This window comes from Candidatus Bealeia paramacronuclearis, from assembly GCF_035607555.1.
Taxonomy (GTDB): Bacteria; Pseudomonadota; Alphaproteobacteria; order UBA9655; family UBA9655; genus Bealeia; species Bealeia paramacronuclearis.
In genome coordinates, this window is record NZ_JAVHWZ010000002.1 from 255,878 (window position 1) to 268,696 (window position 12,819).

General features: G+C 43.0%; 11 protein-coding genes and 1 pseudogene. 4 read left to right on the forward strand and 8 right to left on the reverse strand.

Going from position 1 to position 12,819, the window contains the following annotated elements:
- Positions 1 to 42 precede the first annotated feature (42 nt).
- Both Bealeia2_RS06130 and Bealeia2_RS06135 read right to left on the reverse strand, forming a co-directional pair.
- Positions 43 to 867, reverse strand: coding sequence for a DotU family type IV/VI secretion system protein (locus Bealeia2_RS06130; protein WP_331256204.1), 825 nt, complete (start codon positions 865 to 867; stop codon positions 43 to 45).
- A gap of 89 nt (positions 868 to 956) precedes the next feature.
- Positions 957 to 1,115 (reverse strand): hypothetical protein, encoded by a 159-nt coding sequence (locus tag Bealeia2_RS06135; RefSeq protein ID WP_331256205.1) that lies wholly within the window; start codon positions 1,113 to 1,115, stop codon positions 957 to 959.
- A gap of 80 nt (positions 1,116 to 1,195) precedes the next feature.
- Here Bealeia2_RS06135 and Bealeia2_RS06140 point away from each other — a divergent pair, with 80 nt between their 5' ends.
- Entirely contained in the window at positions 1,196 to 2,167 is a 972-nt protein-coding gene (locus Bealeia2_RS06140) for an IS701 family transposase (protein ID WP_422388038.1), read from the forward strand.
- A gap of 45 nt (positions 2,168 to 2,212) precedes the next feature.
- Here the strand turns inward: Bealeia2_RS06140 and tssK are convergent.
- Positions 2,213 to 3,391: pseudogene (tssK, locus tag Bealeia2_RS06145) on the reverse strand (type VI secretion system baseplate subunit TssK); the annotation flags it as partial.
- A 177-nt stretch (positions 3,392 to 3,568) separates the two neighbouring features.
- Here tssK and Bealeia2_RS06150 point away from each other — a divergent pair.
- Positions 3,569 to 4,834: an ISNCY family transposase gene (locus Bealeia2_RS06150; RefSeq protein ID WP_331255482.1), complete on the forward strand. Its 1,266-nt coding sequence runs from the start codon at positions 3,569 to 3,571 to the stop codon at positions 4,832 to 4,834.
- Positions 4,835 to 4,977: 143 nt separating this feature from the next.
- On the opposite strand, the gene Bealeia2_RS06155 is transcribed toward Bealeia2_RS06150, so the two are convergent.
- A complete protein-coding gene (locus Bealeia2_RS06155; protein ID WP_331256206.1) occupies positions 4,978 to 5,625 on the reverse strand; it encodes a hypothetical protein in 648 nt (215 codons plus the stop codon).
- Positions 5,625 to 6,566 (reverse strand): SPOR domain-containing protein, encoded by a 942-nt coding sequence (locus Bealeia2_RS06160; protein ID WP_331256207.1) that lies wholly within the window; start codon positions 6,564 to 6,566, stop codon positions 5,625 to 5,627. The genes Bealeia2_RS06155 and Bealeia2_RS06160 overlap by 1 nt, the downstream gene beginning before the upstream one ends.
- 163 nt (positions 6,567 to 6,729) lie before the next feature.
- Between Bealeia2_RS06160 and Bealeia2_RS06165 the strand changes: the two genes are divergently transcribed.
- Positions 6,730 to 8,514, forward strand: a complete 1,785-nt coding sequence (locus Bealeia2_RS06165; RefSeq protein ID WP_331256208.1) for a hypothetical protein — start codon at positions 6,730 to 6,732, stop codon at positions 8,512 to 8,514.
- Positions 8,515 to 8,659: 145 nt separating this feature from the next.
- Positions 8,660 to 10,138 carry an apolipoprotein N-acyltransferase gene (gene lnt, locus Bealeia2_RS06170; protein WP_331256209.1) on the forward strand — a complete coding sequence of 493 codons (1,479 nt, stop codon included), beginning with the start codon at positions 8,660 to 8,662 and terminating at the stop codon, positions 10,136 to 10,138.
- Between the two features lie 4 nt (positions 10,139 to 10,142).
- Here lnt and Bealeia2_RS06175 read toward each other — a convergent pair whose 3' ends face one another.
- From Bealeia2_RS06175 to trxB, 3 genes are read right to left on the reverse strand one after another with little or no spacing between them, the layout of a single operon-like run.
- Positions 10,143 to 10,961: an enoyl-CoA hydratase gene (locus tag Bealeia2_RS06175; protein ID WP_331256210.1), complete on the reverse strand. Its 819-nt coding sequence runs from the start codon at positions 10,959 to 10,961 to the stop codon at positions 10,143 to 10,145.
- Positions 10,962 to 10,982: 21 nt separating this feature from the next.
- Entirely contained in the window at positions 10,983 to 11,858 is an 876-nt protein-coding gene (locus Bealeia2_RS06180; protein ID WP_331256211.1) for a LysR family transcriptional regulator, read from the reverse strand.
- A 25-nt stretch (positions 11,859 to 11,883) separates the two neighbouring features.
- Positions 11,884 to 12,819: a thioredoxin-disulfide reductase gene (gene trxB, locus Bealeia2_RS06185; protein ID WP_331256212.1), complete on the reverse strand. Its 936-nt coding sequence runs from the start codon at positions 12,817 to 12,819 to the stop codon at positions 11,884 to 11,886.

Here is a 12,819-nt window from a genome sequence, read left to right on the forward strand (position 1 = left end):
GAATAAGAAGGATCGTAATGACATGAGGGGAGAAGAAATTGCTCATAAGCCCTCGCCCCCTTCTTGTGAATGAGAAGCATTCGTGAGAATTCTTTCAACAAGATCATTAATATCAGATGTCGAAAAATACCAAATCAAAGAGGATGATAGCAGGTATAAAAGCCCAATAGCTGAAAAAATAATGTACCAATTTCGCGCATCCGGGAGATCTTTTCCCCTTAAACCCGAAAGAGTTTCTTGCCCCGCTTGCGGGCAAAGATTATAGCCTTCCCCTTTAGAGAATTGAGAGTCATGATGATTAATGTACGCAAAAAGAAGAGAGGAATAGTTTTGAATGACACCGGCATCATCGCGACTGTGATATTGCCCCCGCAGCCCTAGCCCTAATGCCGCTAAATAAACACGAGCTACATCTTTCCACGCGGGATTATCTCTTTTTAAAAGAGCCTCAATTTTTTCAAAAAAGACTTGCCCACCACTATGGGTGCCATAGATTCTTTGCTCGAGAAGATTATCTTCCCAATAATGCTGTCCAGGCCAATCCAGATTGAGAAAAACCTCATCGGCCAAAACAACCATCGCATATTTAGTTTCTTCATAAAGCGTCTGCAAAATCCCCACAAGGTTTCTACCAAAGAGATGCTCTTCTTGATTTTCTAGGAAAATTTGAAATTTTTCGAGCAAACTGTTTGCAAAAATATCTGGAGTAACCTCTTGATCCGAAGCGTCAGGCTGAAGCCAGGCTTTTGTAAGAACCCTTTGTTTGTTCCTGAGTAATTCACAATAAAAAGATTCAAAACAGGCATAGACGTACGAAGCACTACTCTCTTTGTATCCTTCCAAACCGTATGAACCCGAACCCTGCATGATCGCGCCTTTTATTTTTTTCTAATGTGCGTTAAAGCACACTTATATACACTTTTATATATTTTTTTTATTAACATAAGGTTAATAATTTATCCTTTCTGCTGAGGACGATAGAGGATTAACTCAAGCGGGCGCATTAACGCATTATCAGAAACATTAAAAATCTGAAGCGTATCCTTGAAATCAATGAATTTAGGATCCACATCCACCAGAACTAATTTAATACCTTGTGGCGGAATTAAATCCATCTGAGCACGAGTTACGCAGTTTGCAGGAGAAGAGAGAAGAGATAAGGTGAGAGGGAATATTTATTAAATGAGAAGAAATGATGTCTCGACACAAATGCACAAAATCACTTTATCGTTCATTTTTACAAGCCAGCAGTGTGCGCTATTCAGGGTTGGCACTTTCGGAGGTGTCACCGATTCCATTGTCGCATGACAGCGTCAATCGATGGTTGAGTTCTAGTGCATTGCGTCCGAGCGGAGTGTGGAATCTTACTCAATCTCTTATTAACAAGAAAGAACCTTGTTTTTTAGTATGTGACGATACAATTTTGGATAAAAATCGGAGCGAGAAGATAGAGCTTGTGCATTATCAGTATTCTGGGAATGCCCATGATGTTATTGCGGGGATAGGTCTTGTCAATTTGGTATGGCATGGCCTGAGGAGTCATGACTCTATTCCTGTTGATTATCGTATTTATGATAAAGCCAGCGATGGCAAAAGCAAGAATGACCATTTCAGGGAAATGTTAAAGCTGGCTCAAGACAGAGGGATAAATCCGGATGACGTGGTTGCAGACGCTTGGTACTCGAGCTTGAATAATCTGAAGGCCATTGAATCCATAGGCTGGACATGGGTGATGGGGTTGAAGAAAAACAGGAAAGTGAATCGTGGAGAAACTCTTGAAAAGCTGGACATTCCAGATGAAGGACTGAAAGTTCACTTACGCGGATATGGATGGATTACTGTTTTCCGGTTTGTTGCCAAAAACGGTCGCACGGATTATATCGGAACCAATAGGGATAATCCCTCTCGTGATCATATTGAACTGGTCATGAAATCGCGTTGGAAAATCGAAGTTTATCATCGGGAATTAAAGCAAACATGCGGTCTTGAACGCTGTCAGTCTCGCACGGGACGAGCCCAAAGAAATCATATATTTCTTGCCATTTCGGCTTGGATTCAAAGATTTAAAAGACGACTTGCTGGAGGCTTCTCTTTTTATCAGCAGCAGTGGGATGTTATTAAGCATGATATCTCTAGAGAAATAACAAAACTCATGTCTTTCGCTTAGATTCCCACCCTTTTGCTGCAAACTGCGTAACTCGTGCTGAGGCACGAAATCCACAATTCGCCGAGACGCCCCTAATATACGCGCTTCTCTTGCTGCATCAACATTGGATTCAGTTGCGATAAGCGCATTATTAATCCACTTGATGACGTCCCCATCACTCATTCCAGATGCTCCCTGGACACCAATTGCCATTTGATTAGACTCCCAACTTGATTGCAATTGGAGACTGAAAATTCGATCTTCCTTTGAGAAACTGAGAATCGAATAACTTTCCTGAATTTGATTCAAAACCCGTTGGATATAAGTGATGACTTCCATAAAGCTCGCAAGAGGATCTCCATGATTATAGGCTGAAAACCTTGATGGAATAGCATCATGACTAATGCCCCCTACTGTTCCTGCAATTCCACAAAGCGCGCAATACAAATAAAAGGGATGAGCCTCGTTTATCTGTTGGACAGCCTCAAAGATCAAAAGAGAGGAAAGCATTTGCGTACGCACTGTATCCAATTGGCGCAACGTTCCTATCAAATCTGAGTTTTGGCCAATCGATTGCATTTTTTGTTGGATATAGCCCAGTTTTGACCGAATGGAGGAAGACATTTGATCACAAATCTGCCAAAGTTGAGTAGATGTCGTAACCCGCAGAAGCGGCGATTGATACGCATCAAAGGCGTAATTTTTACCATCATATTTAATACGCGCAATGGGTAAAGACACATATTGCGCAGGCGGAGAATTCCCCACAATTAGCTCAAGTTTATATTCAAGGCGGGGGATCATCACAGGCGAGTCCCCCGTATTTAAATCCACGACGTTATTACCAGGAATAGACCGATAACGCGGCAGTTGACCCAAAATATCTGATGTATTTCCCTTAAGTTGGGGCAAACATAAATAAACATTTAATGACCCTGCTTGAAATTCAGCACTAAGTGCTGTTAAATCTGCCTCTAAATAAGGTGTTGAACTTGGCAGCGCATCAATCAAAGTCCCGTCCGGTAAAACACCATTAAACGAGAGAAGCCGACATTTTCCACTTGCAAGCAAGGCGTCGTCAAATACCTGAGACTCAACCCCCCAGTAAAAAGCGGCCATATGATTGAGATGAAAATTGAGAATTTGCTGGTGCCTTAAATCATATTGCTGAAAATGCTGTGGAACTAGCAGCATTCCCTCATGCCATTGAATAGGATCTGGTAAACTCTGCGCACTTGCTAGCATAGCACTCCCCTGTATTAGAGTCTCTTTTTTGAAAATCTTAACATATCTTTGAGATTAAGATCGAGTTTTTTTATGAAACTTGTAGGAGCAATTTGAAAATGTCCGGTTAAGCAATTTAGAAATGTCCGGATTTGTCCTTAAGTTTTATGCTGATGCAGTCAGCAAGCAGGAGGATGAATGGAGACATTGTATAGCGAGGCCGAGATGGAAAAACTAAAGATATTGGATGACATAAAACGAGGTCTGCTGCGCCAAGGTGAAGGTGCGGCAGAGTTAGGTTTGAGTGCTCGGCAAGTGAGGCGTTTGCAGGCGAGAATTTCTGTTGAGGGACCTTCCGGGATTAAACGGCGTGCTATATCGGGCAGTAATCGTGCGCATTCAGAGGGCTTCAAAGCCAGAGTTCTTGAGGCAGTTCGGAATCGTTATGCGGATTTTGGTCCGACGCTAGCCAGCGAGAAACTGTTGGAGAATGAGGGGCTTAAGATCAACAAAGAAACTCTGCGACAATGGATGATAGCCGATGCATTATGGAGCGGGAAAATTCGGAAAAGCTCGCCTCTGCATCAATCCCGTCAGCGCCGCTCGTGCTTTGGTGAGCTTGTACAGATTGATGGGTCGCACCATGATTGGTTTGAGGGACGGCGTGCAAAGTGTTGTTTGCTCGTCTTTGTAGACGATGCCACCAGCCGCATCGTATCTATGCGATTTGAAGAATCGGAGACCACTGCCGGCTATTTCCGAGCCATGGAATCACACCTCGAGCAGCATGGTCTGCCTCTGGCCTATTATAGTGACCGGCACAGCATTTTTAAAACAACGCGCACAACTGACGGATATTACCAAGCTACTGAGCTGCATCGCGCCATGAAAGATTTAGGAATTGAGTTGATTTGCGCTTACTCACCCCAAGCCAAGGGCCGTGTCGAGCGGGCGAATCAAACGCTGCAAGATCGCTTAATCAAAGAGATGCGTTTGAGAGGTATCTGCGATATTGCGACTGCCAATGCCTATTTGCCGGCGTTTATCGAGAAGTATAACCAAAAGTTCGCCGTTGATGCGGCAAACCCGAAAGATCTGCACCGTGACGTACCTATCGACGCGCAAAGGTTGCGACGAATTTTATCTCATCACGTCACGCGCAAGCTTTCAAAAAACCTTGAATTCTCTTTGGAAGGGCAGGCCTATCAAGTTCAAGTGCCTGGAAAAGGCTATCGCTACCAGAATAAAAAAGTCACAATTTATCAACATTATACGGGGGCAATAGAGGTGATGCTTGGAGAAGAAGTCTTAAGCGTGATGGCGCTGGATAGGGTGACAAGGGGGCCCATTCTAGCTGATCGTAAGGACTTAGATCATGTTTTTGACCAGGAAATCTTCCCCAAAATAAACCCAGACTTCTTATTACCCACAGGGTCCACAGCCCCAAGTCTCTCTTGCGCTTGAGAGCGCGAGAGAGGGCTATGGACTTGTGGATAATAATTCAACTCAAAGCGGACATTTCTAAATTGCCTTGACAGTTTTTTTATGAAACTTCAATCCCCTCACACCATTTTATTCTTCAAACAGTGAGGTTAATGTCACAAAAGCTAATGATCTAGCTCTTTTCCAGGGTTATCCTCATGCGGATCCACTGAAACGCTAGGACTTTGAAGTATCACAAATCCTCCAGATGCCTCATCAGATCCAGAATCAGTATCACAAGGGACTTTTTTCTTGGGCGTTTTAGGAGGCGTTACAGGCACATCATCGGATGCTGTTTTTCCGACATTCAACCCATCAAAGCTGCCTTCCGCCATACTGATAAGATCATCCTTTTTCAGTAAAATTTTAATTTCTCCTGAAGGCGGAATTTTAACCCTATGATCACCAGGAGTGAGATAATTTGCAAAAATAAGACCTCCAAACGCTTTCCCCTTATCAGACTCAAGTTCAAAGTCTTTGACCACCTGCCCGGGCACCAACTCCCACCGCCATACATCCAATAAACTGGGATTATCAAGGCGAAGTTGGTTTGAGGCTTCGAAATATTTTTGAGCAGGAAGTTTGGCAATAGCCCCCAGCAAATCTTGATTATAAACGAGGACGACATCAACGGCGATTGCCGAATTTTTATTGGCATCTGGCTCTGAAAAAATAGAGGCGCTACTGACGTTCAAAGTCGGCTTGTTTTCTGAAGAACAACCTTGAAGCATAAAAAGAGCCATTCCGACTCCCATTATATTTTTGATCTTCACTATTTTCCTCCTTGAGGCTTAAGTTCAACAACCATGGCCCCGGGTATATTTTCTTGTGCAAATTGTGCTGCACGTGTAACGGTTGTTTCATAATCCGGATAGTTTCCACTTTGCACGGTATAAAGGACATCTCCTGAAGGTGATTTTGTAGAAACCACCTGTGCCGGAATATAATCCTGACTTTTCAACCTATCAACAAGAGCGTGAGCATTTTCTTGAGTGGCAAACATCCCCAATTGAATCGTATAACGCTTCCCATCACCCTTTTGAGTAGAGACATTGGAGACTTGCGAGGAATGAGACCCATCTCCTCCCGATTGAGGATGCATTGCCGATGAAATTTCTGTCCCCACCGCTTGCGCAACATTTTTACCGACTTTATTCGAAATAGCTTGACCTGCTGCAAACTGAACAGAAGATGCCAAAGGTTGCAAAGCGTTGGGAACCCCCGGGAGAGGTTGTGACGTAATTAATCCACTTGTCGAACTCGCCGCTTGCTTTCCGGCAATTTGTTGAAATCCAATTGCACCCAATCCTTGCGCCGTGGCCGAAGCCCCTGCTGCGACATACCCCGAACCAACACCTCCCGCCATGATGGGAGACGTTGGCATTCCTATCCAATATCCAGTAAGGAATCCTCCTACAAAAACAAGCGCCCCAAAAATCATTAAACTGAGGGAGATGGAAAGCAGCGAGAGTTTTGACATAGCAAAAACGATCCTTTTCGACTTGGCTTTAGAGGGGGGAGATCCTTTAGGCAATGAAGCCCCTTGACTTTGAGGAGTGCCTGCAGCACCTACAGAGACATCATCAGAGGGCGCATGAGCTTGCAAGAGTTGAGCCTGAAGCGTCCGAGCACGTTTTAACGATTGCTGGCGCAACAAATCTACTTTCTTTTTCAAGTCATCATTCGACTGCTGGAGGTCTGTGATATCGTCCAAACCTACTCCTCCCTTTATTAAATTCATATTACCACTCAAATCGTCTTGTGAAAAGAGGGAGTTCCAATACCTTGAAGTTCTTCATTCAAAAAACTGTTGCAATTTATTTTTAAATTTCACTATATTGTAAAAAGTTAAATACAATTAATTGAGTTTGTTTTTTATGAAGTATCATTTTCTTTTCTCATTACCCCTTCTTTTTTCAACATCTTTTTTAACTGGACTCACTCCTGAGGAGAAAGAGGTAAAATTCAAAAGTATTGTAGGTAAGTTTCAACAATACAGTGAATCTTTAGAAGATCTTTATCAAGATAGGTTTTCAATTTTTTCTGAAATTCAAAACATCTACAAAACTCTTAAATACACTGATACCCAAGAGCTTGCCATGCAGTTCTTGAAAAATTTTTTTGCCCTTCCAAAGGACTGCAATCTCACCGAAGAAACCTATCTGAATTATCTACAAGAAGGTCAAACGACAGCGGCCGAAAATGCCACAATTCCTAAAGTATTTAAGAAAAAAATAAATGAATCCTCCTCTTTTTCAACCGCAGAAGGAAAGGCCAGTTTTCTTTTTGAATATCTTCTCAATTTTCACTATGATGTTCTTAATACACGCTTAAAGAGAGTATGTGAGGGGAAAAAGATATTACCAACGGCACCTGATGAAGTTGAAAAACTTACAAATCCTATGGAAAAAAGTGGAGCTCAAATTTCTATCACCACTTATCAAGAACGAATATCTTTTTTAGTCAAACTTTTTCCCTTAATTGATTCTGCTTATCTCAGTGAAACATCGCGTGCACGCTTGGCGCTTGATAAAAATTTAATGGATCGACTCGAAAAAAGAACAAAGGATATGGGGCATCCTGACCAAGGCTTTGAAACCAATCCCCCTGAATCTTGGATAAGTATTTTATTCAAAACCCCTTTAGCTCAGGCCACAGACCAAACAAAACCTAAAGAGCTTAAACGGTTAAAGGAAGAACTTGAAAAAAGAAAACCTACAATTTTCTACATTAAAACAAAATATATAAAAGCAGGCACAAATCTTGAGATTAGGAGTGAAGCCTCACTTAATTTCGAAAGATTGGAGAAAATTCCATTTCAAAATCGCAAAATTTTTCTCAACGACCAACTGACAAATACATTTAGTTCACCTAACACAAAACAACGCCTCTTCAATGACTACGAAAACTGGATTCAAGAAAAGAAAATGGCGGAAAAAAAAGAGGCACCAGTTATTCCCAACAAATCAACTCCTCCTAAAAAATCGAAACCTAAAGAAAAGCAGCACAAAGTTTCAAACAATACCATTCCTTTAGTTTCCTCTCAAAAAGAGCAAGTGATGGAGACGCCTTCATCTTCCCTACAGATGCTGCCATCCACATCACTGAAATCTAAAGAAGCACCTTTAATCACAGAAAATTCTCAATCCACTTCATTGAAAAATGAACAGAAAGAAGAAATTATTATTCTTACTCCCAAAGATCGTGAAAAACGAAAGGAAGAGTGGGAGCGTAAGCAAAAAGAGAATAAGACATCAGCACCCACGAGCGAAATAAAAATCGAAACCAAAAATGAGAATCAGAAGACAATTACGTCTGATATCTCTGAAAAAACTCTAAGCATATTATATCAGCTCTACTACAAAGACCAACGTCAGACTACCTTAAAATGGAAAGACTTCGTTTCCACTTGGCGTGAATTACGCAAACTTATTGATCGTGTTGAGGACGAACCGATCACAAAAACCGGTGGAACACGTAAATTCCACGGTGGCCCCCTTCAAGAAGGAAAAAAGAAGAAAGCCCGCAGCTTTACCATTCATGAACCTCATCCCTCAGAAGGTCATACACTCGGTCCCAAAGCCATTGAGCGTATTGCGGATCACTTTCAAAATAAGTTTGGCTGGACACCGGAAAAATTGGGGCTCACGGAGAAAAAATAGCTTTTAGAGTCGTACAAACTTGCCTATTGTTGGGATAGATAGAGATTCTTTAAGATTGAAAAGCATGACGTTCCCTCTTTTTTTGTCCCAAAACCTTGTACGCACATTTCATCGTCGAGTTTTCCTATTTATAATAGGATTACTCATGGCACTGGCGTTTGCGCCTGTTCATGCCGTGCCCATTTTATGGCTCAGTTTTTTAGGTGCCTTTTATTGCCTTAATTTTGCACCCACCCCCAAAGCCGCCTTTTGGGATGGCTGGTGGTTTGGACTTGGATTTTTTGTGGCCAGTCTTTATTGGATAGCCATTGCCACATTTGTGGATTTAGCAAGTTTTTGGTGGGTCATTCCTTTTGCACTTTTGGGATTGCCCGTAATTCTCTCATTCTTTGTGGGTCCTGTTTTTTATCTCACGATAAAATTTTCCAAAGATAACTATTCTCGCATTCTTCTTTTTATCTGTTTTTGGGTTCTTTTTGAATGGCTCCGCGCCCATCTTTTTACGGGATTTCCTTGGAATCTTTTGGGTTATGTTTGGACTGTTTCCACACCCTTTCTCCAGATCGCAGCCTTTGGCGGCGTTTATCTTTTGACTTTCTTCACGCTTCTTCTTATTGGAATAACCTACATCGGTCTTCAGGGCGGCCTTCTTGAAAAACGCATTATGATTAGCACTTATGTTATCGCCGTTTTCTTAGGGATTGCAGGCCTTTCAAAATTGCAAGAAGTCCCCATGACATCATCAGGTCCGTGGATGCGATTGGTGCAACCTTCCATTCCCCAATCTTTAAAATGGAATCCGGAGCAACGGGAGGCTAACCTTTACCGTCTTTTAACGCTTTCCCATGAAACGAGCGCCCATATCCCCCAAGCCATCATTTGGCCAGAAACGGCTGTTTCGTTTTTTCTTGATCATGAACCGCGCCTAAGGCGTCTTATTTCCCAAATTATTCCCGAGGGAGCTTATTTGATTACAGGCGCACCCCGAAAAACGCCAGAAGGCCATGAGCCTTTTCAAATCTGGAATAGCTCCCTTGTTCTTAATCACGAAGGCGCAGTTTTAGGGCACTATGACAAATTTCATCTGGTTCCTTTTGGCGAATATGTGCCTTGGCGGAAAGAACTCAGTCATTATATGGATTTATCTTGGATGAAAAAAATCACCGCAGGCGCCATTGATTTCAGCATCGGTAATGGTCCAGAAACGTTACATGTGGAAAAAATCCCCGCGTTTGGACCTCTCATTTGCTATGAAGCTATCTTCCCGGGCGCAGTTGTGACGCCCTCCGGTCCACGTCCTGAGTGGCTTTTGAATGTGACGAATGATGCGTGGTATGGTAATTCTTCTGGACCTTACCAACATCTCGAAATTGTCAGAATGCGAGCCGTGGAAGAAGGGCTGCCTTTGGTCAGAGCCGCCAACAACGGTATTTCTGCCGTCTTTGACGCCTATGGTCGCCAAGTGGTATCCATTCCCTTAAATGAAATTGGGATTCGCGACTTTCAATTGCCTCCCCCTATTGCGCCCACCCTTTATGCACGCTTTGGGGACCTAATTATTTTTTCAATCCTTGCCTTTTTTCTGGGAGCTGCCTTTTTAATCAGAGTGGGAAGGACAACGTAACGTCTCACTCTCCTTTAAAAACGGGTTTTCTTTTTCCAATAAAGGCTTCCATACCTTCTTTCCGGTCTTCAAGGGCGAAGGTGGAATGGAAAACGCGGCGTTCAAATTTAAGGCCTTCAGTAAGCGTTGTTTCATAACTACGATTGACACATTCTTTAACCATCATAGCAACTGGCAAGGACATACTCGCGATTTTTTCTGCTAAGATTAGAGCTTCTTGGCGCAGTTGATCCAAAGGCACAACACGACTCACAAGACCTGCTTTTTCAGCATCAGTGGCTGAGATCATATTTCCCGTCAAACACATTTCCATGGCTTTGGATTTTCCAATGGCGCATGTTAATCTCTGGGTGCCACCAGCCCCTGGGATTGTACCAATTGTGATTTCAGGCTGCGCAAACTTAGCGTTATCGGCGGCGATTAAAATATCGCACATCATCGCCAATTCGCACCCTCCGCCCAAAGCATATCCGGCAATGGCTCCGATAACGGGCTTGCGACATTGACTCAAACGCTCCCAACCTGTTGTAATGAAATCACCTAAATAAGCATCCATATAGGTTTTATCGACCATTTCTTTAATATCAGCCCCGGCCGCAAACGCTTTTTCTGAACCAGTGATGACAATCACATGGGTCCCGGGCTCATTTTCAAAATGATCGAGGGCATTTTCAAGATCACGAATTAGACCTTCGGAAAGAGCATTTAAGGCCTGAGGACGATTTAAGGTCACAACGCCTACTCGCCCAATCCATTCCACAATAACATTTTCAAGCGTGGCCGCACCTGAATCTTGACGCTCTAATACCGCAACATTGCCCATGAATTTACCCCCCCCTTATTTTTATGAAAATTCTTTTAGATATTGATATAAAGCCTCAATTTTTGGTGAGCCCTTCAAAATATCAGCGCACACAAAATTAAAAGTTACAAGCGGTGTTTCAACTTCTGGCAAAACTTGAATCAAACCGTGACAATGAGATGCAATATAGGGAGGGATACAGGCAATACCCGCCCCCGCTTCAACGGCTCGTCCAATGCCATAAAGGTTATTAATTGTAATATAAGGCACTCTTGTCCCCCCCTCGGCCCGGCCACAACTTAAAAGCCAGTTTACATCCGTAGATGGAATCTTCGAATTATCTCCAAAAACGACAAGTTGATGCTGGTCTAAATCTTCAATTTTAAGAGGTACGCCATGAGCTAATAGATACTCTCGACTTGCATAAATTCCCATAGGGGCCTTGAAAAATGGGCGTCCATACATTGATTCCGAAGGTACAAATACACTGGAAAGCGCAATATCTGCTTCATGAATACTAAGATCCACAACATCATCTGAGAAAATGAATGAAAGATTGAGATCTGGATAACGTCTCAAAAACTCTGGAATTTTAGGAGTTAACCAAATCGCACCAAATCCAATAGACGAGGTGATCTTAAGTTTTCCCTGAATTTTATCGCCCTTGTCTGTAATCAAGGCCTCCGTCATGGAAAGATCAACAACGACTTCGCGGGCGGTTTTAAAAAGTTGTTCGCCTTGCTCTGTCAAAAAAAGCCCACGAGCATGACGATAAAACAAGGGGGCACCTAAAGATTCTTCAAGAGAGCTAATTTGTCGACTAATCGCAGACTGACTGAGGCTGAGCTTGACCGCAGCCTTGGTGAAATTTCCAGCCTCCGCCACAGCAAAAAAAACTTTAAGTTTATCCCAATCCATAGGATTGTCCTTCCCTGATGTATTCTTAGTGCTCTTGCAAATACCGTTGAACATCGAGCGCGGCCATACACCCTAATCCCGCAGCAGTCACAGCTTGTCGATAGACTTTATCACGAACATCACCTGCCGCAAATACACCCGATACAGAAGTTTCTGTAGTGTGAGTTGGCCCCACAATATAGCCCTCATGATCAAGGTCTAATTTTCCCTTAAAGACATGGGTATTGGGGACATGACCAATGGCCACAAAAACACCATCAAATGCTTTTTCTGTGATCTCACCCGTTTTTGTATTTTTCAGTCTGAGGGCAGATAGAGACGTTGGGTTTTCTGTTCCCAAAACTTCTTCAACAACGCTGTCCCAAATGACAGAAACTTTGGGATGGGCCAAAAGACGATCTTGCAAGATTTTTTCAGCCCGTAATGTATCCCGCCTGTGAACCAGCGTCACGTGAGCCGCATGATTTGTCATATAAAGAGCCTCTTCAACGGCAGTGTTACCGCCTCCGATGACAGCCACATTTTTGCCTTTAAAGAAAAAACCATCGCAAGTCGCGCATGCAGACACACCAAACCCACGGAATTTAGTTTCACTTTCAAGTCCCAACCATTTGGCTTGGGCACCTGTTGCAATAATAAGTGTATCTGCCACAAATGTATTTCCAAAATCGCCCCTACAAACAAATGGGCGCTTTGAAAAATCAACTTCGGAAATATAATCACTAATGAGCTGCGTTCCCACATGCTCGGCTTGTAATTTCATTTGCTCCATAAGCCACGGCCCTTGGATAACATCCGCAAATCCGGGGTAGTTCTCAACATCTGTTGTGATCATAAGCTGCCCCCCAGGCTCAAGCCCTGACACGAGAATCGGCTCCAGATTGGCCCGCGCGGCATAGATTGCCGCCGTATAACCGGCAGGTCCGGACCCAATAATAAGTACTTTTGTTTTGTAGTGCAT